The sequence below is a fragment of the Pseudomonas synxantha BG33R genome, assembly GCF_000263715.2.
GTDB lineage: Bacteria > Pseudomonadota > Gammaproteobacteria > Pseudomonadales > Pseudomonadaceae > Aquipseudomonas > Aquipseudomonas synxantha_A.
The window spans coordinates 732,057-752,663 of the sequence record NZ_CM001514.1 but is presented as its reverse complement, the minus strand read 5'-3'; the positions used below and the strand labels follow the sequence as shown (position 1 = coordinate 752,663).

Here is a 20,607-nt window from a genome sequence, read left to right as displayed (position 1 = left end):
TCTTTTGCCGTCGGTTGAAACCCCGCATGCGCCTCAAGCTGCTGACCAATCTCAATACCCTTCTGCTGGTGGCCGTATGCCTGGCCCTCGGGGCGACGCTGTGGTGGTCGCAACGGGCGCTGGAGCGGCCTTATTTATTGATGGAGCGCTACCTGGGCCTGTCCCAGGGCTTTCAAAACCAGGCAGCGCGCAATATCGAAGACTACCTGGCCAGCGGCGATGCCCTGCGCCTGAGCAGCGCCAGTCAAAGCCTGGAGAGCCTGTTGCAGCAACTCGCGCAATTGCCGGCCGAGTTGGCGCAAACCCTGCACCCCAGCCTGGCGGACCTGGAAACCTTCAGCAAGACCGACCTGCTGGCTGCAGGCAAGCTGGCCGGCGACCCGCAAGCACTGTTGGTTCAGGCCGAGCGTGAACTGGGCGCAAACCTGGAGCAACTGAGCCAGTACGCCAGCGGCGTCAACTCCACAGACGCAGCACGCTACCTGCCTCCCCTGCTGACCGCCTCGCAGCATCTGGGCAAACTGTCCCTGGCCCGCGACAAGCTGGTGAGCAGCGGCCGCGCCGAGCTGGCCGACGAGGTGGAGCGCGAGATTGCCACCATGCGCACCCAGGCCGACCTGTTGGCACAGTTGCGATTGCTTGGGGTAAAGGCCAGCGCCGAATCCAACGCTGACGATTTCTCCGCGTTGATGGGCCTGGAAAACACCGAAAAAACCGCAGTCCAGGACACCGGCGTCGACCTCAAGCGCGAGCTCAACAGCCTGTTGACCCGCTACCCCGCCGAACTCCAGCGCACCCGCGAGCAGATCCAGCAGCGCGCCGACCTCGCCGCTGCCACCCACCTGAAGATCGCCAACGTGCAACAGGCCATCGCCGGCCTGGAGCCGGTAGTACGTGCACAGCACGCCAGAATCCAGGGCGAGGTGCGTGTGCTGCAAGGCGTGATGATCGGCCTGATCCTGTTGATCGCACTGCTGATCGACACGCTGCAACGGCGCCTGGCACGGGTGCTGACCAATCTGGCACCGGCCTTGTCGACCTGGGCCGAAGGTAATTTCAGCCAGCCGATAGCCCTGGGCAAGACCAACCATGAACTGCACGCTATCGAAGCCTCCCTGAACCGCCTGCGCGCCTATCTGGTGGGCCTGGTAGGCACTATTCGCGGGAATGCCGAAGCAGTGGCCGGCAGCAGCCGCACCCTCGCCGAACTGAGCAGCGGCCTGCACGACGGCGCCGAGCGTCAGGCCGGCGACACCGCGCAGATCCGTGACTCCCTGGGTGAACTGGAAGCCACCATCCAGCAAGTGGCCGGGGATGCCAGCCAGGCTGCCGGCGCCAGTCGCAGTGCAGGCTTTGCTGTGGAGCAAGGCCAGCGCGTAATCGGCCTGAGCCTGACCGGGTTGCACGCCCTGGTGGGCGAAGTGCAGCAAAATGCGCAGATGATCGAGAAACTCGCGGAAGAATCCGCCACCATCGGCGGCGTGCTGACCGTGATTCGCTCGATTGCCGAGCAGACCAACTTGCTGGCGCTCAATGCCGCTATCGAGGCGGCTCGCGCCGGTGAAGCCGGGCGCGGCTTCGCGGTGGTGGCCGATGAAGTACGTTCCCTGGCGCAGCGCACCGCTGGCGCTACTGCCGAAATCCAGGGCCTGATCGCCGGCCTGCAAACCGCCGCCCACCAATCGGTGCAAGGCATGCGCGCCCAGGTTGAGCACGCCGAAGCCACCGCCCAGCAAGCCCAGACAGCAGATGGTGCGCTGGATGAAATCGTCGGTGCGATCCAGACGATTTCCGAGACCGCGGTGCGCATCGCCGATGTGACCGCGCAGCAGAGCGGGGCCGTGAGTGAGATTCGTGATAACAGTGAGCGGATTCACCAGTTAGGTGAGGACAACCTGCTGCGTATCGGGCAGGGGCGTAGCCAGGGTGAGCACTTGCTGGTGCTGGGTGGGCAATTGACTACCGCCGTACAAGCCTTCCGCGTCTGACTCGATCTGATGCCCCATGAAGACCAAAATGTGGGAGCTGGCTTGCCTGCGATAGCGCAGGATCAGCCAACTCATCCACCACTGACACACCGTCATCGCAGGCAAGCCAGCTCCCACACTGACCAGATGCCGGCTCACAGTCACAAATTTTGCGCAATCCTCGCTAATCGTGCTGGCTACTGCATAGAACTGGACAGTCACAAAGGCTTTGCGGCATAGTCGCCGGGTTCTGCCGCACCCCTACCAATAACAAGGAACAGCCGATGGCGACCTTACTGGTTCTTCATGGACCCAACCTGAACCTGCTTGGCACCCGCGAACCGGGCGTCTACGGGGCAGTGACCCTCGACCAGATCAACCTCGACCTGGAAAGACGGGCCCGTGAAGCCGGCCACCATCTGCTCTACCTGCAAAGCAATGCCGAGTATGAATTGATTGATCGCATCCACGCCGCGCGTCACGAAGGCGTGGACTTCATCCTGATCAATCCCGCCGCTTTTACGCATACAAGTGTTGCATTACGTGACGCGCTGCTGGCGGTGAGCATCCCATTCATCGAAGTGCATTTATCGAACGTGCACAAACGCGAAGCTTTCCGCCATCACTCTTACTTCTCCGACGTAGCGGTAGGAGTGATCTGCGGCCTTGGCGCCAGCGGTTACCGACTGGCCCTGGAGGCCGCCCTGGAACACGTTGAAGAACAGGCTAAACGCCCCTGACCGACCCTTGGGAGTTGATGATTCATGGATATCCGTAAAGTTAAGAAACTGATCGAACTGCTGGAAGAATCCGGTATCGACGAGCTGGAAATCAAGGAAGGCGAAGAGTCCGTACGGATCAGCCGTCACAGCAAGACCCCGGCCCAACAGTTCTACGCACCGCAGATGCAAGCACCGGCTCCTGCCGCTGCCGCCCCTGCTGCCGCTCCAGTCGCTGCCGCAGCCCCTGCTGCCCCAGCCGCACCAGCGTTGAACGGCTTCGTGGTCAAGTCGCCAATGGTCGGTACTTTCTACCGCACCCCGGCACCGACCTCGCCAGCCTTCGTTGAAGTGGGCAAGACCGTGAAAGTGGGCGACACCATCTGCATCGTTGAAGCGATGAAGATGATGAACCACATCACCGCTGAAAAAGCCGGCGTCATTGAATCCATCCTGGTAGAAAACGGTCAGCCGGTTGAGTACGACCAGCCGCTGTTCACCATCGTTTGAACCGCGGAGCGCCTTCGATGTTGAAACCTGCGAAGAAACTGCAAAAAGTCCTGATCGCCAACCGCGGCGAGATCGCGCTGCGTATCCTGCGCGCCTGTAAGGAAGAGGGCATCAAGACCGTCGCTGTTTACTCGACGGCCGATACCGAATTGATGCACGTGAAACTGGCGGACGAAAGCATCTGCATCGGCCCGCCACTGGCCACGAACTCGTACCTGAAAGTCTCGAACATCATCGCTGCCGCAGAAGTGACCGGCGCTGATGGCATCCACCCGGGCTACGGCTTCCTCGCGGAAAACGCCGACTTCGCCGAACAGGTGGAAAAATCCGGGTTTGCCTTCATCGGCCCCAAAGCCGAAACCATTCGCCTGATGGGCGACAAGGTCTCGGCCAAGGACGCCATGATTGCAGCGGGCGTGCCGACCGTTCCAGGCTCCGACGGCCCACTGCCTGAAGACGAGGAAACCGCTCTGCGCATTGGTCGCGAAGTCGGTTACCCGGTGATCATCAAGGCCGCCGGTGGCGGTGGTGGTCGCGGTATGCGCGTGGTGCACAAGGAAGAAGACCTGATCGAAGCCGCCAAGCAGACCCGCTCCGAAGCGGGCGCCTGGTTCGGCAACCCGATGGTCTACCTGGAGAAGTACCTGACCAACCCACGTCACGTGGAAGTCCAGGTGCTGTCCGACGGCCAGGGCCACGCCATCCACCTGGGCGACCGCGACTGCTCGCTGCAACGTCGTCACCAGAAAGTGTTGGAAGAAGCCCCGGCACCGGGCCTCGATGAAAAAGCCCGCCAGGAAGTCCTGGCACGCTGCGTCAAGGCGTGCATCGACATCAACTACCGTGGCGCCGGTACCTTCGAGTTCCTCTACGAGAACGGTCGCTTCTACTTCATCGAGATGAACACTCGTGTGCAGGTAGAGCATCCGGTTTCGGAGATGGTCACCGGTATCGACATCGTCAAGGAGATGCTGAGCATCGCCGCCGGTAACGTGCTGTCCTTCACCCAGGACGACGTGAAGATGCACGGCCACTCCCTGGAGTGCCGCATCAACGCCGAAGACCCGAAAACCTTTATCCCAAGCCCTGGCCTGGTCAAGCACTTCCACGCGCCCGGCGGCAACGGCGTACGTGTGGATTCGCACCTGTACAGCGGCTACAAGGTTCCGTCCAACTACGACTCGCTGATCGGCAAGCTGATCACCTGGGGCGCGACCCGCGACGAGGCCATGGCCCGTATGCGCAACGCCCTGGACGAAATCGTGGTCGACGGCATCAAGACCAACATCCCGCTGCATCGGGACCTGGTTCGCGATGAGGGCTTCTGCGAAGGTGGTGTGAACATTCACTACCTGGAACACAAGCTGGCCAACCAGTAAGTGCTCCACCCAACAAAGCCGCCTTCGGGCGGCTTTGTTGTTTCTGCACACCTGTTTTCCAGGATGCACACAGTCCAAATGTGGGAGGGGGCTTGCTCCCGATAGCGGTGGATCAGTTACAGATACTGCGGCTGACACACTGCAATCGGGAGCAAGCCCCCTCCCACATTTGGTCCGCATTCACTCAGTAATGTCGTCTTCTGCTGCCCGCTCGCGTAAACTTGCGCGCTTTCGCGGCCTACTCGCTGCACATTCATTTTTTCAAAGGTGCCCGCCATGCCTTGGCTGCAAGTCCGTCTCGCCATCAGCCCAGAACAAGCCGAAACCTACGAAGACGCTTTCCTCGAAGTGGGCGCTGTGTCGGTGACCTTCATGGACGCCGAAGACCAGCCGATCTTCGAGCCGGAACTCAACACCACGCCGCTGTGGTCCCACACCCACCTGCTGGCCCTGTTCGAAGACGGCACCGATGCCGCCGCCGTACTGGCCCATATGGAACTGCTCACCGGCGGCCCGCTGCCCGAGCATCACAGCGAAGTCATCGAAGACCAGGACTGGGAACGCAGCTGGATGGATAACTTCCAGCCCATGCGCTTCGGCCAGCGCCTGTGGATCGTGCCAAGCTGGCACGCTGCTCCCGAGCCAGACGCCGTCAACCTGCTGCTGGACCCGGGCCTGGCGTTCGGCACCGGCACCCACCCCACCACCGCCCTGTGCCTGGAATGGCTGGACGGCCAGGACCTGACCGACAGCAACGTACTGGACTTCGGCTGCGGCTCCGGGATCCTGGCGATTGCCGCGCTGCTGCTGGGCGCCAAGGAGGCCGTGGGCACCGATATCGACGTGCAGGCCCTGGAAGCCTCCCGCGATAACGCCGGGCGCAATAACATCGCTGAAGGCAAATTCCCACTCTATCTGCCTGAAGATCTGCCCCAGGTACAGGCCGATGTGCTGGTCGCCAATATCCTCGCCGGGCCGCTGGTGTCGCTGGCACCGCAACTGTCGAGCCTGGTCAAGCCGGGTGGGCGCCTGGCGCTGTCGGGTATCCTCGCCGAGCAAGGTGAAGACGTGGCTGCGGCCTACGCCAGGGATTTCGAGCTGGACCCGATCGCCAACCGTGATGGCTGGGTACGCATCAGCGGTCGTCGGCGCTAGAATGAGCGCTTGTCTGAATCGGATGGCCGCATGACCGACAGTTTCGTCACCCAGTGCCCGCATTGCCAAGCCCGCTTCCGTGTCAACCACGCTCAGTTGAGCGTGGCCCGTGGCGTGGTGCGCTGCGGCTCGTGCCTGCAAGTGTTCAATGCCGCTCGCCAGTTGCTGGAGCAGCGCGCCCAAGTGTCGGCAGCCGAACCTGAAGTGCCCGCTGCGGTTGAGCCAACGCCTGAGCCCCCGCGAGCCATCAGCCAGAAACAGTGGACAGCCCAGGAGCTGGACCTGGACAACCTGGACCTGGACGAAGAACTGGCCAAGCTCGAGCGCCGCGAGATTCAGCACACTCAACCCCAGGGCGCGGAGCGTCGACAACCCGGCACCGACCGTCGGCACAAGGAAGACACCCTCAGCGCCAGCCGCGACACGGTCAAGGCCGAGGAAGAACAATGGGCCGCCAGCCTGTTCAGCGAGCCCGCGCAAGAGCGCGCAGACAGCGACGAAGACGAGCCTGAACCAAGCAATACCCGGCAGCGCACCGAACCGTCCATGTCGCTGCACAGCGAAACCATCGACGACGAGCCAACCCCGCTCTCTCCCCTGCATGACGACGAGCCCGACCCGCCCTTCACGCCCCTGACCCCAGCGGCAGAAGAAGCCGATGAACGCCCGCAATCACGGCGTAAACGCCCACGCACCGAGGCCAACGCTCACGACGCCGTGCTTCAGGACCTTGAAGACGACCCGCTGCACCTCTATGCACAGAAACGTCCGTCGGGCTGGGGCCGCCGCCTGATCTGGATCCTGCTGGTACTGATTGCCGCCGCCGGCCTGGCAGGCCAGTACATCGCCTACCAATTCGACGAACTGGCCCGTCAGGACGCCTACCGTCCGTGGTTCCAGCAGCTGTGCCCGAAATTGGGTTGCACCGTGCCATCGCGGGTCGATATCGCCCATATCAAGAGCAGCAACCTGGTGGTACGCAGCCATCCGGAGTTCGCCGGTGCGCTGGTGGTGGATGCAATCCTCTACAACCGCGCAACCTTTTCCCAGCCGTTCCCGCTGCTGGAACTGCGTTTTGCAGATTTGAACGGCAGCCTGATCGCCAGTCGTCGCTTCAAACCCGCCGAATATCTGAGCGGCGAGTTGGCTGGCGTCAGCGAAATGCCTTCGCAGACACCGATCCACATTTCCCTCGACATCCTTGATCCCGGCAACAAAGCCGTGAACTACAGCCTGAGCTTCCACTCGCCCGAGTGAAACGGCACACCCGAAGAGGTTTGACGGCGGATTATTGACTTGACCGACGTCAACCAAACCGGTGGCGATAAAAAAATAACTGTTCAGATTTTATCCAATTCAGCCTTTAACCCGTCATCGAGAGCGGGTATCATGCCAACCCTTTTTCGAACTCTAATGATCCGGCCCCACAACAGGGAAGTCCTATGTCGGCGGTACGCATCGGCCCATATACATTGCAGAACGGCTTGATCCTCGCCCCGATGGCGGGTGTCACCGATCAGCCCTTTCGTCAGCTGTGCAAGCGTTTGGGCGCGGGTCTAGTAGTCTCTGAAATGGTTACCAGCGACATGAGTTTGTGGAACACCCGCAAATCGCGGATGCGCATGATCCACGAAGGTGATCCCGAGCCACGCTCGGTACAGATCGCCGGGGGTGATGCGCAGATGCTGGCGGATGCGGCCCGGGCCAATGTGGAGCTGGGTGCACAGATCATTGATATCAACATGGGCTGCCCGGCCAAGAAGGTCTGCAACAAGGCCGCCGGTTCCGCCCTGTTGAAAGATGAGCAGTTGGTCGCCGAGATCCTGCAGGCCGTCGTTGGCGCAGTCGATGTGCCGGTGACCCTGAAGATTCGTACCGGTTGGGACCGGGACAACAAAAATGGCCTCACAGTGGCAAAGATCGCTGAACAGGCCGGGATTACAGCGCTGGCGGTGCATGGCCGTACCCGCGCCGACCTTTATACCGGTGAAGCCGAGTACGACACCATTGCCGCGATCAAGCAGGCCGTGTCGATGCCGGTATTTGCCAATGGCGACATCGACTGCGCCGAGAAAGCCCGGCGCGTGCTGCACGCAACCGGTGCCGATGGATTGTTGATTGGCCGGGCCGCCCAGGGGCGACCGTGGATTTTTCGCGAGATCGAGCATTTCCTGCGCACTGGTGAAGTCTTGCCGGCGCCGGAGTTGTTCGAAGTGGAACGTATTCTGCTGGAGCATCTGGCCGCCCTGCACGCCTTCTATGGGGATGTGATGGGCGTACGCATTGCTCGCAAGCATGTCGGCTGGTATCTCGCCACCTTGCCGGGCGCCAAGGAATTTCGCGCTCAGTTCAATCGTTTGGATGAAACGCAGGCACAGGTCGCCACCGTTCGTGAGTTCTTCGCCGAACGTGACAAGAGCCTGGGAACAGGGGATGGAAAAGGGGTGGCCGCATGACGATGATGACCGAGACTTTAGTGAGTGGAACAACACCCGTGAGCGACAACGTCAATTTGAAACAGCACCTCAACACGCCCAGCGAAGAAGGCCAGACCCTTCGCGGGAGTGTCGAGAAAGCGCTGCACAATTATTTCGCCCACCTTGAGGGTGCTTCCGTCACGGACGTGTACAACCTGGTGCTCTCCGAAGTCGAGGCGCCCTTGCTCGAAAGCGTGATGAACTACGTCAAGGGCAACCAGACCAAAGCCAGTGAGCTGCTGGGCCTCAACCGTGGCACCTTGCGCAAAAAGCTCAAGCAGTACGATTTGCTGTAAGCATTCAATCAAACCAGAAAGGCGCCCGCGTAAAACCGGTCGCCTTTTTTGCTGACTCCTTTGCTTTTGATGGAAATTGAAATGACCGACCAGACTACCCGCCTGCCGATCCGCCGCGCCTTGATCAGTGTTTCCGACAAGACCGGGATCCTCGAATTTGCCCGGGAGCTGGAAGCCCTGGGTGTGGAAATTCTCTCCACGGGCGGGACCTTCAAACTGCTGCAGGACAACGGCGTGGCCGCAGTAGAAGTCGCGGACTACACCGGTTTCGCAGAAATGATGGACGGTCGCGTCAAGACCCTGCACCCGAAAATCCACGGCGGCATCCTCGGCCGTCGCGGCATCGACGACGCCATCATGACCGAGCACGGCATCAAGCCGATCGACCTGGTGGCCGTTAACCTCTACCCGTTCGAAGCCACCATCAACAAGCCAGGCTGCGACCTGCCCACCGCCATCGAAAACATCGATATCGGCGGCCCGACCATGGTGCGCTCGGCGGCCAAGAACCACAAAGACGTGGCCATCGTGGTCAACGCCAGCGACTACGCCCACGTGCTGGAAAACCTGAAAGCCGGTGGCCTGACCTACGCCCAGCGTTTCGACCTGATGCTCAAGGCGTTCGAACACACCGCAGCCTATGACGGCATGATCGCCAACTACATGGGCACCGTGAACCAAGCGGCTGACACCTTGAGCACAGAAGGTCGCAGCCAGTTCCCGCGCACCTTCAACAGCCAGTTCATCAAGGCCCAGGAAATGCGCTACGGCGAGAACCCGCACCAGAGCGCGGCGTTCTACGTGGAAGCCAAGCCTGCCGAAGTGGGCATTGCCACCGCGACCCAGCTGCAAGGCAAAGAACTTTCCTACAACAACGTGGCCGATACCGACGCCGCGCTGGAATGCGTGAAGAGCTTCGTCAAACCGGCCTGCGTGATCGTCAAGCACGCCAACCCGTGCGGCGTGGCCGTGAGCCCGGACGCTGAAGGCGGTATCCGCCAAGCGTACGAACTGGCCTACGCCACCGATACCGAATCCGCGTTCGGCGGCATCATTGCCTTCAACCGCGAGCTGGATGCCGAGACCGCCAAGGCGATCGTCGAGCGCCAATTCGTCGAAGTGATCATCGCACCAAGCGTCAGCGAAGAAGCCCGCGCCATTGTCGCCGCCAAAGCCAACGTGCGCCTGCTGGCCTGCGGCGAGTGGTCGGCCGACCGCGCCGCTGCCTGGGACTACAAGCGCGTCAATGGCGGCTTGCTGGTACAGAGCCGCGACATCGGCATGATCGGCAGCCAGGACTTGAAAGTGGTGACCAAACGCGCCCCGACCGAGCAAGAGATCAACGATTTGATCTTTGCCTGGAAAGTCGCCAAGTACGTTAAATCCAACGCCATCGTCTACGCCAAGAACCGCCAGACCATCGGTGTCGGCGCCGGCCAGATGAGCCGTGTTAACTCGGCGCGTATCGCCGCGATCAAGGCAGAACACGCCGGTTTGCAGGTGGTGGGTTCGGTAATGGCTTCCGATGCATTCTTCCCGTTCCGTGATGGCCTGGATAACGCCGCGAAAGCCGGTGTTACTGCCGTGATCCAACCGGGCGGCTCGATGCGTGATGCAGAAGTGATTGCCGCTGCTGATGAAGCTGGCATTGCGATGGTCTTCACCGGTATGCGCCACTTCCGCCACTGATTGATTTGATGTCAAGCGGGCACTGGCTCCATGTGGGAGCTGGCTTGCCTGCGATAGCATCACCTCGGTGCAACTGACACACCGAGGTGCCCGCATCGCAGGCTAGCCAGCTCCCACAGGAAAACAGCCAACAGTGCCCCCACGAATTTGCTTCATCCGAGGTTTTTGAAATGAATGTTTTGATCATTGGCAGCGGTGGCCGTGAACACGCCCTGGCCTGGAAAGTTGCCCAGGACCCACGTGTCCAGAAAGTCTTCGTCGCCCCCGGCAACGCCGGTACCGCCATTGAGGCCAAGTGCGAAAACGTCGCCATCGACGTACTGGCCCTTGAGCAACTGGCAGATTTTGCCGAGAAGAATGTTTCCCTGACCATCGTCGGCCCGGAAGTGCCACTGGTTGCCGGCGTCGTCGATCTGTTCCGCAGCCGTGGCCTGGATTGCTTCGGCCCGACCGCTGGCGCCGCCCAGTTGGAAGGCTCGAAAGCCTTCACCAAGGATTTCCTGGCACGCCACAAGATCCCCACCGCCGACTACCAGAACTTCACCGAGATCGAGCCGGCCCTCGCCTACCTGCGTGAAAAAGGCGCACCGATCGTGATCAAGGCCGATGGCCTGGCTGCCGGTAAAGGCGTGATCGTCGCCATGACCCTGCAGGGAGCCGAAGACGCCGTGCGCGACATGCTCGCCGGCAATGCCTTTGGTGATGCAGGTTCGCGCGTGGTGATCGAGGAATTCCTCGACGGCGAAGAAGCCAGTTTCATCGTAATGGTCGACGGCAAGAACGTACTGCCCATGGCCACCAGCCAGGACCACAAGCGCGTCGGCAATGGCGACAGCGGCCCGAACACTGGCGGCATGGGTGCTTACTCCCCGGCGCCAGTGGTCACCAGCGATGTGCATCAGCGCGTCATGGATCTGGTGATCTGGCCGACCGTGCGCGGCATGGCCGACGAAGGCAACGTCTACACCGGTTTCCTCTACGCCGGCCTGATGATCGACAAAGCCGGTAACCCGAAAGTCATCGAGTTCAACTGCCGTTTCGGCGATCCGGAAACCCAACCGGTGATGCTGCGCCTGCAGTCGAGCCTGGTGCTGCTGGTGGAAGCAGCGCTGGCCCAAGCGCTGGATAAGGTCGAAGCACAGTGGGACCCACGCCCGAGCGTCGGCATCGTGCTGGCGGCCGGTGGTTACCCTGCCGATTACGCCAAGGGCGATGTGATTGAAGGTCTGGACGCCGCCGCTGCGCTGGAAGGCAAGGTGTTCCACGCAGGTACCGCGCTCCAGGACGGCAAAGTTGTAACCGCAGGTGGCCGTGTGTTGTGCGCTACCGCAATGGGTGCCAGTGTCGATACCGCACAACAGCAGGCATACAAGCTGGCTGCGAAAATCGACTGGAAAGGTTGCTTCTACCGCACCGACATCGGCTACCGCGCCATTGCCCGTGAACGCGGTGAAAACAGCTGAGAGCTACACTTGCAGTAGCTATCCGTTCGGTTAGGTAAGGGCCTTTGGCCCTTGCCGTACACATGTCGCCCCGCGCATAGTTAACCCGTGCATCAACCTACGAAGGGATTTCGCCGTGCGCTGGCTCAGGATCGCCATAGGTTTCACAGTCAGCTTGCTGACCCTGCTCTGCCTGCTCCCGGCCCAGGCCGCCGCGCAAGGCAGTGGTTGGGCGGTATTGCTTGATGAACAGGCCGACCTGCAACTGAGCGACATCCGTTCCGCCCGCTACACCAATCAATTCAGCCCCATCGAACTGGACCGGATCACTGCCGCGCAGCCGGACGGTGCGTTGTGGGTGCGCTTCAGGCTGCAGCCCGGCAAGCACGAGCAAGTGCTGCGGGTCTTTGCCCCGGATCTTTCCAGCCTGAGCCTGTACGTACTGGACGGCGATACCCTGGTGGAGCAACAAACCACCGGCACGCGCCAACCCCAGGCTGAACGCCCGCTGCCGAGCAGTGATTTCATGCTGCCGATGCCCCAGAGCCCACGACCTCTGGAGGTGTACCTGCGCCTGGTCTCGGAACACGAACTGCGCCCCTACATCACCCTGGAACCTGCAGTACTGGCCGCCGCCAACCAGAACCAGACGCTGATCTACGGCCTGCTGTTCGGCGTGCTGCTGATGCTGATCCTGCACAACCTCACGCGGTTCGCCTACCACCGCTCGCGCAGCAGCCTGTGGCTGGCCGCCTGCGAATTGCTGTTGATGCTCAGCCTGGCGCTGCTGCTCAACCTGGTGGGGCCATGGCTGCCGAACTGGCACGCGATCCAGACCCCTGGCGCCTACCTCGCCCTGCTGCTGACCGCACCGTGCGGGTTGATGTTCGCCTACCGCTTCTTCATGCCCCTGGGCCCGCACCCGCTGAACAAGGTGTTGATGGCCGATATCCTGCTGATCGTGCTGTGCGGCCTGCTGTTGTTGTTCGTCAATACCCTGCCACTGAACATCATCACCTATGCCCTGGTGGCGCTGGCAGGCCTGAGCATGTTGTTTGTCTCGGCCTACCACTGGCAAAAAGGCTACCGCCCGGCGCGTCTGTTCGTGGCGGCGATGGTGGTGTTCAACATTGGCACACTGATCATTCTTCCCGCGCTGCTCGGCCTCACCCTGGTGGCGCCGCAGGGCCTGATCGTCACCCTGCTGGGTTTCATCTGCCTCAGCGGCCTGTTGATGAGCCTGGCCCTGGGCGAACGCCAGCGCGCGATTGTCGAAACGCGCTTCAGCCTGAGCCGCGACCTGGCCGCCAGCAACGCCGAAATCGCCGCCAAGGCCGAGTTCCTGGCGAAGATCAGCCATGAAATCCGCACGCCCATGAACGGCGTGCTGGGCATGACCGAACTGCTACTGGGTACGCCGCTGTCGGTGAAGCAGCGCGACTACGTGCAGACCATCCACAGCGCCGGTAACGAGCTGCTCACCCTGATCAACGAGATTCTCGACATTTCCAAGCTGGAGTCCGGGCAGATCGAACTCGATGATGTGCAGTTCGACCTCAACGCGTTGATCGACGACTGCCTGAGTATCTTTCGCGCCAAGGCCGAGCAGCAGAATGTCGAGCTGATCAGCTTTATCCAGCCCCAGGTGCCACGCGTGATCAGCGGCGACCCGACGCGCCTGCGCCAGGCGCTGTTGAGCCTGCTGGAAAACGCCCTGCACAAGACCGATGAAGGCGAAGTGCTGATCGTCGTGGCCCTCGACGAGCGCAGCACCAAGCCCCGTTTGCGCATTGCCGTGCAGGACAGCGGCGTGCCGATGGAAGCCGCCGAACGCGACGCACTACTGCACAGCGAACTGCACAGCAAGAACTTCCTCTCGGCGACACGCCTGAGCGGTCACCTGGGCCTGGTCATTGCCCGCCAGTTGATCCTGCTGATGAACGGCGAATTCGGTATCAAGAGTGGCAGCCATCAGGGCAGTACCCTGTGGCTGACGCTGCCGCTGGACCCGGAGCGCCTGGAGCACCCGACGTCGGACCTCGACGGCCCGCTCAAGGACGCCCGCGTGCTGGTGGTGGACGACAACGACACCTGCCGCAAAGTACTGGTGCAGCAATGTTCGGCCTGGGGCCTGAATGTCAGCGCCGTGCCGTCCGGCAAGGAGGCCCTGGCGCTGCTGCGCACCAAGGCACACCTGCGTGATTACTTCGACGTGGTGCTGCTGGACCAGAACATGCCGGGCATGACCGGCATGCAACTGGCGGCGAAGATCAAGGAAGACCCGAGCCTGAACCACGACATCCTGCTGATCATGCTCACCGGTATCAGCAACGCACCGAGCAAGATCATCGCGCGCAACTGCGGGATCAAGCGCATCCTCGCCAAACCCGTGGCCGGTTATACGCTCAAGACGACCCTGGCCGACGAACTGGCCCAGCGCAGCAAAGGCGCTGCCATTCCACGCCCCGTCCCCAGCGCACCGGTGGCGGTGACCGTGCCGAGCGATTTCCGCATCCTGGTAGCCGAAGACAACAGCATCTCCACCAAAGTGATTCGCGGCATGCTCGGCAAACTCAACCTCAACCCGGACACCGCCAGCAACGGCGAAGAAGCCCTGCAAGCGATGAAAGCCCAGCGCTATGACCTGGTGTTGATGGATTGTGAAATGCCAGTCCTCGATGGATTCTCCGCCACCCAGCAGCTGCGCGCGTGGGAAGTCAGCCACCAACGCGTACGCACGCCGGTGGTAGCGCTCACGGCGCATATTCTTTCGGAACATAAAGAACGCGCACGCCAGGCCGGCATGGACGGGCATATGGCCAAGCCGGTGGAGCTATCACAGTTGCGCGAGCTGGTGGATTACTGGGTAGTGCAGCGCCAAAAGCTTCCTGAGCGCAGCACCATTTCCTGATTTGAAATACCATTCCCTGTGGGATCAAGCCAGCTCCCACATTTGATCTCTGTCGGATAGACTCCTCCACACTTCCCCCGCCCGCGAGCCGCCCCCATGCTCCATGTGTTATTCAGCGTTTACCTGAAGATGCTGGTGCTCTACAGCCCGTTTTTTGTGCTGTCCTGCTTTATCAGCCTGACCCGTGGCTATTCCAGCAAGGAGCGTCGGCGCCTGGCCTGGAAAGTCGCACTGGCGACCCTGGTATCGAGCGTGTTGCTCTACCTGTTCGGCAGGGTGATTTTCAGCGTGTTCGGCATTACCGTGGACGCGTTCCGTATCGGCGCCGGCAGCGTGTTGTTTATCTCAGCCCTGGGCATGGCTCAGGGCAAGTCGGCGGTGCAGACCGACAACGTGCAGCAGGACGTGACCATCGTGCCGCTGACCATCCCGCTCACTGTCGGCCCAGGCACCATCGGCGCGCTGCTGGTGATGGGCGTGAGCCAGCCCCACTGGGACGACAAGCTCACCGCCATCCTCAGCATCGCCTTGGCCAGCCTCACCGTGGGTGTGGTGCTGTACCTGTCCAACCGTATCGAACGGATTCTCGGCGACCAGGGCTTGCAGATTGTCAGCCGGTTGATGGGCCTGTTCGTATGCGCCCTGGCCGCGCAAATCATTTTTACCGGGGTTCGCGGCTACCTGGTGCCTTAGATCCGGTATTTGGCAATCGCCAGCTGCACCTTGTCACCGGCGCTTTCGCGCATCAGCTGGATGGTTTTTTCGTTGACCACCGAGGTGTTCAGCACCAGACAGGTTTGCCCGCTGAAAGCCTCGAACGATGAGCTGTCCCATTCAAGGAACGGCACTCCCACCTGTTTGTTCACGCCGTGGCTGCTGAAGGTCACCAGCACCATCATCACTTCACCATTGGATTCGGCGCAGGACGCCACGCCGAAGTCACCGCCCTCATGCACCGCGCTATTGCGCTTGAACAAATCGAAAGACGCCGGCTGCCGCTTCAATGCCTCCAGCGCATCGGCGGCCAATTTGGGCAGCGCGGTAACCAGCGGCCCCGACAGTGACATCGACGCCAGCAGCGCGCCGATAATATTCAACGCAGCCAATTGCACCGTCAGCCCCTTGCCGGAGCGTGAGACCCGCTCGAAACTGCTGCGCACCGGCAGCCAGCCAAGACTGACCATGACCTTGATAAATTCGTCGTACCACGCCTCGGTGCCCCGATGCACCTTCAATACATCGCTCACGTAACTGCTGGCCAGCAGGTAACTCTTGCGAATGTATTCGCGGTTCAGCCCAGACAGCCCCTCGGCGAAGGAAATCACCCCGTTGTTGACCACCGCCGCATTGCAGTCGTCGTCAGTGTCCAGGGGTAACGCCGCGTGCGCTCCTGGTGCCCCCGGCAACTTGTAGGCGGCAATCAGCTTGCGCCGTTTGATAGTGTTGATCCTTCTGTTACGTCGCTCCATTTTTCAGTTCTCCACAAGCACCCGACATGGGGCTTTCCTTCACACTAGTCCAGCGGGCGGAGGGCTTTCCATGCGACAAACATACCTTGGTGGCACCGGTGAAAACCCAGTGCCCAGCAATCACAAGGCACAGCCGGCATGCTTGCGGTTTTCACCGTAAAAAAAAGAAAAAGTCCCGAACAACATCAGGAGAATCCCTGGGTCATTCGGAGCTTTCCGGCGGCCAGCGGACCGTTTTCAGGAGGCGGGTTTGTCGCCGTACCAACGCGGCGTGTACACCCACGCCCCGCCACCGGCACGCGGGAACACGCAGGTGGTGGACGAGCCGATCAGCACCATGGTGCGCATGTCCACCTGCTCGGGCGTCAATTGGCCCAGGGTGGTGACGCGTAGCGTCTGGCCCGGGCGGCCGATGTCGCGGCCCAGCACCACCGGCGTATCGGGCGTGCGGTGCAGGCCGACGATCTCCAGGGCACGCCCCAGTTGCCAGGGCCGCGAACGCGAGATCGGGTTGTAGAACGCCAGGGCCAGATCGGCTTGGGAAGCCAGGTCCAGACGCTTTTCAATGATCGACCAGGGCTTGAGGTTATCCGACAGCGACATGACGCAGAAGTCATGACCCAAGGGTGCACCGGCCTGGGCGGCGGTGGCCAGGGAGGCAGAAACCCCCGGCAGGATTTCCAGGTCGACCTGATGCCAGGCCGGGTCCGTGGAGTCGTGCAGCGCCTCGATCACCGCGGCGGCCATGGCGAATACACCCGGGTCGCCGGACGACACCACCACCACCGAACGCCCCTGCGCAGCCAGCTCGAAAGCATGGCGAGCGCGCTGCATTTCTTCGCGGTTGTCGGTGCAGTGTTGCACTTGATCGTCACGGAACGGCCCGGCCATGCGCACATAGGTTTCATACCCCAGCACATCGGTGCAACGCGCCAGTTCCGCCTTGACCGCCGGCACCATCAACTCGGCCGCACCGGGACCCAGGCCGATCACTGCGAGACGGCCACGGGGGCGTCCCACCTGCGACACGTCCAAGGGCTGTTCGGCCACGGTAATGCTGATGTCCGCAACGGGCATCACCGGGGCAAAACGCAGCGGCACACCCAACGCCAGCGCAGCTTCATGCAATGAGGCGTCGGCCATCTGCAGGTCGCTGGCCAACAGGCAGGCCACGGCTTGCACCGCGATCCCCGCCTCATGCAGCGCAGTGCGCACGCGCTCGGCCAACCGCGCCCCAGGCTTGCAGATAATGCAGACGTTTTGTGGATAAATCAGCAGCTCGTTCGGTGCCGGTGGGCGCTCGGCACTGCCCACATGAATCGCCAGGCGCGCCTGTGGGTCCTGAACCAGGTTGGCTTGATCCAGCCACGGCGCCACGCCTTCGACGCGTACCGATTCACCGGCCAAAAGGTCCGAGACAAAGCGCTTGCCCAGTTCAATGTCCGCCAGTTGATAACCCGTCGGCGGGTTGAGCAGGCAGGTGCCAAAACGCAGTTCGCCACTGGTGGTGATTGCCGCGGATACGCCCAATGCCGCGGCGATGTCACGCGCCATCACATTCACCCCGCCCAGGCCACCCAGCAGCGGCACCACGGCGCTGCCGTCTTCAGCCACGGCCAGCACGGCGGGTTCCTCGCCTTTTTCCAGCAGCAGCGCCGCCAGGGTACGAATCACAATGCCGGCCGCGCACAGGGCAATCAGCGGCGTGCCTTGCTGGTAGAGCTGGCGCAGCGTCGCGCCGAACTCGCTGTAGCTCTGGTCCGCCCCTTCAACCCGAGCGGCCAGGCCGTGGATCAACGCGCCAGGGTAAACCTGCTGGATCTTGCGCGCCGTGGCCAAACTGCCTTGGCCCAGAATCACAATCGCCGGAGTCATCAACCTTGCCACCTTTCACCGGGCACGATGATCAGCGAGAAATAAGGCGACGACATCGGCTCCACCTGGTCCAGCGGCACGATCTTCTGGTTGGCCATGGTGGCGCGCTCCACGTACAGCGCACGTTCGGCCAGGCCCAGCTCTTCCAACACCTGGCGCACCTTCGGGAAGTTGCGCCCCAGCTTCATGATCACTGCGGCATCGGCATCCGCCAGGCGGCGCTTGAGGTCATCATGGGGCAATACGCCCGAGAGCACCGACAAGCTCTGGTTGCGATACACCAACGGCGCGCCGAGCACCGAAGCGCCACCGAGCATCGAACACACGCCCGGAATTACCTGGGCTTCGTAGCGCTCGGCAAGGCGGTCATGCAGGTACATGTAGGAGCCGTAGAAGAATGGATCACCTTCGCAGATCACCGCCACATCGCGGCCCGCGTCCAGGTGCGCGGCCACGTCGAGGCTGGCGTTGTCGTAGAAGTCGCTGATCACTTGTTCATAGGACAGCGGCGCCGGCAGCGCTTCAGTGGTGACCGGGTACACCAGCGGCATCAGGGTCTGCTGTGGCACCAGGTGGCCTTCGATGATGCCGAAAGCGTTGCCCTTCTTGCCCTTGGCCACGAAATACGCCACCACCGGCGATTCACGCAGCAGGCGCAGGGCCTTGAGGGTGATCAGTTCCGGGTCACCGGGGCCTACGCCCAGGCCGATCAAACGTCCGCGCACCTGCATTATTCGACCTCCGTGGCCAGGGCGTTGACGGCGGCGGCAGCCATGGCGCTACCGCCCAGGCGGCCTTGCATGATCACGAAGGGTACGCCACGGCTGTCGGCGGCAAGCATGGCCTTGGACTCGGCGGCGCCAACGAAACCGACCGGGAACCCCAGGATCAGTGCCGGTTTCGGCGCGCCGGCGTCGAGCATTTCCAACAGGTAGAACAAGGCGGTCGGCGCGTTGCCGATCACCACCACGCTGCCTTCCAGGTGCGGGCGCCACAGCTCCAGAGCGGCGGCGGAACGGGTGTTGCCCAGCTCCCGCGCCAGCTGCGGCACGCTGTCGTCGCGCAGGGTGCAGATCACTTCGTTATTGGCCGGCAGACGCGCACGGGTCACGCCTTCGGAGACCATCCGCGCATCACACAGGATCGGCGCGCCAGCAGCCAGCGCATCGCGCCCGGCCTTGCCCGCCCCTTCGGAAAATTGCAGACCGTCGATGGCCTCGACCATACCGCACGCATGAATCACCCGCACCGCGAGTTTTTCCAGATCGGCCGGGATGCGGTCCAGGTTGGCTTCCGCGCGAATAATGGCAAAGGAGTTGCGATAGATCTCCTGACCGTCGCGGATGTAATCAATCATCGGTGTTGCTCCGTGGGCGAGCGCGTAACAGGGCGCCCGCCGCTTCAATGGAAAGAGTGCGCGCGTGCAGCCGACCGAAACCTGAGTGGGCTGCATCGCGAAAATAGAGGTCGTAATGGCCGGGGCTCACCGCCAGCAACGTGACCGGCGCGGTGTGCGCGGCGGCGCATGAGCGCGGGCAGCCGGACAGGTGCGCTTCGACGCCGGGTTGCAGGGCGGCCAGTTGCACCGCGTCGGCCTTGGTATCGGCCAGGCCCTTGCCGCAACCGCTGGAACCGGTGCAGGCAATCATGCGCGCCAGGGGTTGGTCGATTGAACACACAAAGCCCAGTTGCGCCAGGCGTTCGGTCACGGCGCCAACGCGTTCAATGTTAGGCAGTAGCACGCCCTGCCAGGGCGTGAAGCGCAACGTGCCATCGCCGTATTCGCTGGCCAGTTGCGCGGCGCCCTGGAGCATCAGCGAATCCAGGCGGCCCAATGGCGCGACTGCCGCGACGTAAAACTGATTTTTTTGGGTCTGTGGATAACTGCCGATGTGCAACAACGCACCACTGGCCGGTCGCCTGAAGCCCTGCGTCGACAACAGCGGCAGCCTCAGGCGGCCCAACAAGTTATCCACAGGCAGATGACGCATACGTGTTTGCTCGGGCGTCGCCAGGTCGAGAAAGGCCTCCAGCACCGCCACCACCAGTGCATGGCCCTGATCCAGCGGCACTGCCGCCACGGGCGCATCCAGCCCCGGACAACCGGCCAGGCCGAACGCCAACAGCGTCTGACCATCGCGCACAAACGCCGACAGCCACAGGTCATGGTGATGCTCCAGCATCGCCAGGGCTTCACCGCCATCGAGTTGTATCGCGAACTTGGCCGACAGCTGGTGGAACCGCGCATGGTTTTGCAAGGTGGCAAGAATCTGCGTGGCCAGCGGGCGGGTGTCGAACAGCATCTGCGGGTCGATACCAGCAGCGGGGCTGAGCATCAGGTTGCGCACGTCGTCACCGCCAGCGTTATTGGGGCCCAGGCCGGCGGCAAGCAACCTGGCGATCAAGGCGTCCTGCTCGGCGCCAATGCCGCGGATCTGCAAGTTGGCGCGGTTGGTCGCCTCGATTATCCCGCCCGCGTACGTACGGGCCGCGTCGGCCACGGCGCTGGCCTGGGCTGCGGTGATCGAACCACCGGCCAGTTTGATCCGGCAAATGCCGCCGTCCAACGCCTGGACAATACGCAGCAACCCCGGACAAGCCGAGGGGCGCATGGTATTCACAGCGGGCGTTGGGTTCACGGGGCTACCGGTTGACGGGTAAAGGCGCGGTATTATGCCTGCTTTGTCCGGCGGCATGAAAAGCCTGCCCGTCGGATGT

Annotated in this window: 17 protein-coding genes; 12 read left to right on the top strand and 5 right to left on the bottom strand. The window is 62.2% G+C overall.

Features of this window, described 5'->3' with window-relative positions:
• The first annotated feature begins 26 nt into the window (after positions 1-26).
• From PSEBG33_RS23695 to PSEBG33_RS23750, 12 genes are all read left to right on the top strand, one after another.
• Complete coding sequence (locus PSEBG33_RS23695) at positions 27-1,988, top strand: methyl-accepting chemotaxis protein (protein ID WP_005784401.1); 1,962 nt, start codon at positions 27-29, stop codon at positions 1,986-1,988.
• Positions 1,989-2,251: 263 nt separating this feature from the next.
• Entirely contained in the window at positions 2,252-2,707 is a 456-nt protein-coding gene (gene aroQ, locus PSEBG33_RS23700; protein ID WP_005784399.1) for a type II 3-dehydroquinate dehydratase, read from the top strand.
• Positions 2,708-2,731: 24 nt separating this feature from the next.
• Positions 2,732-3,196 (top strand): acetyl-CoA carboxylase biotin carboxyl carrier protein, encoded by a 465-nt coding sequence (gene accB / locus PSEBG33_RS23705; RefSeq protein WP_005784398.1) that lies wholly within the window; start codon positions 2,732-2,734, stop codon positions 3,194-3,196.
• Positions 3,197-3,213: 17 nt separating this feature from the next.
• A complete protein-coding gene (accC, locus tag PSEBG33_RS23710) occupies positions 3,214-4,575 on the top strand; it encodes an acetyl-CoA carboxylase biotin carboxylase subunit (RefSeq protein WP_003188188.1) in 1,362 nt (453 codons plus the stop codon).
• 276 nt (positions 4,576-4,851) lie between these two features.
• On the top strand, positions 4,852-5,730 hold the full coding sequence (gene prmA / locus PSEBG33_RS23715; RefSeq protein ID WP_005784395.1) for a 50S ribosomal protein L11 methyltransferase: 879 nt from the start codon (positions 4,852-4,854) through the stop codon (positions 5,728-5,730).
• A gap of 30 nt (positions 5,731-5,760) precedes the next feature.
• A complete protein-coding gene (locus tag PSEBG33_RS23720; RefSeq protein ID WP_005784393.1) occupies positions 5,761-6,987 on the top strand; it encodes a DUF3426 domain-containing protein in 1,227 nt (408 codons plus the stop codon).
• Between the two features lie 185 nt (positions 6,988-7,172).
• Positions 7,173-8,186, top strand: a complete 1,014-nt coding sequence (gene dusB / locus PSEBG33_RS23725; protein WP_005784391.1) for a tRNA dihydrouridine synthase DusB — start codon at positions 7,173-7,175, stop codon at positions 8,184-8,186.
• Positions 8,183-8,503, top strand: a complete 321-nt coding sequence (fis, locus tag PSEBG33_RS23730; protein WP_002555375.1) for a DNA-binding transcriptional regulator Fis — start codon at positions 8,183-8,185, stop codon at positions 8,501-8,503. Before dusB ends, fis begins: the two co-directional genes overlap by 4 nt.
• Before the next feature lie 81 nt (positions 8,504-8,584).
• Entirely contained in the window at positions 8,585-10,192 is a 1,608-nt protein-coding gene (gene purH / locus PSEBG33_RS23735; protein WP_005784388.1) for a bifunctional phosphoribosylaminoimidazolecarboxamide formyltransferase/IMP cyclohydrolase, read from the top strand.
• A 170-nt stretch (positions 10,193-10,362) separates the two neighbouring features.
• The gene (gene purD, locus PSEBG33_RS23740; RefSeq protein WP_005784387.1) at positions 10,363-11,655 is read left to right on the top strand and encodes a phosphoribosylamine--glycine ligase; all 1,293 of its coding nucleotides are present in this window, start codon (positions 10,363-10,365) and stop codon (positions 11,653-11,655) included.
• Between the two features lie 115 nt (positions 11,656-11,770).
• Complete coding sequence (locus PSEBG33_RS23745; protein ID WP_005784385.1) at positions 11,771-14,545, top strand: hybrid sensor histidine kinase/response regulator; 2,775 nt, start codon at positions 11,771-11,773, stop codon at positions 14,543-14,545.
• Positions 14,546-14,641: 96 nt separating this feature from the next.
• Complete coding sequence (locus PSEBG33_RS23750) at positions 14,642-15,238, top strand: MarC family protein (RefSeq protein WP_003171467.1); 597 nt, start codon at positions 14,642-14,644, stop codon at positions 15,236-15,238.
• Here the strand turns inward: PSEBG33_RS23750 and PSEBG33_RS23755 are convergent.
• The 5 genes from PSEBG33_RS23755 to cobG form a co-directional block, all read right to left on the bottom strand.
• Complete coding sequence (locus tag PSEBG33_RS23755) at positions 15,235-16,014, bottom strand: hypothetical protein (RefSeq protein ID WP_005784382.1); 780 nt, start codon at positions 16,012-16,014, stop codon at positions 15,235-15,237. The genes PSEBG33_RS23750 and PSEBG33_RS23755 overlap by 4 nt on opposite strands.
• Before the next feature lie 237 nt (positions 16,015-16,251).
• Complete coding sequence (cobJ, locus tag PSEBG33_RS23760) at positions 16,252-17,889, bottom strand: precorrin-3B C(17)-methyltransferase (protein WP_005784380.1); 1,638 nt, start codon at positions 17,887-17,889, stop codon at positions 16,252-16,254.
• Entirely contained in the window at positions 17,889-18,620 is a 732-nt protein-coding gene (locus PSEBG33_RS23765; protein WP_005784378.1) for a precorrin-2 C(20)-methyltransferase, read from the bottom strand. The genes cobJ and PSEBG33_RS23765 overlap by 1 nt, the downstream gene beginning before the upstream one ends.
• Complete coding sequence (locus PSEBG33_RS23770; protein WP_005784376.1) at positions 18,620-19,246, bottom strand: precorrin-8X methylmutase; 627 nt, start codon at positions 19,244-19,246, stop codon at positions 18,620-18,622. Before PSEBG33_RS23770 ends, PSEBG33_RS23765 begins: the two co-directional genes overlap by 1 nt.
• Positions 19,239-20,585: a precorrin-3B synthase gene (gene cobG, locus PSEBG33_RS23775; RefSeq protein ID WP_005784373.1), complete on the bottom strand. Its 1,347-nt coding sequence runs from the start codon at positions 20,583-20,585 to the stop codon at positions 19,239-19,241. The genes PSEBG33_RS23770 and cobG overlap by 8 nt, the downstream gene beginning before the upstream one ends.
• Between the last annotated feature and the right edge of the window lie 22 nt (positions 20,586-20,607).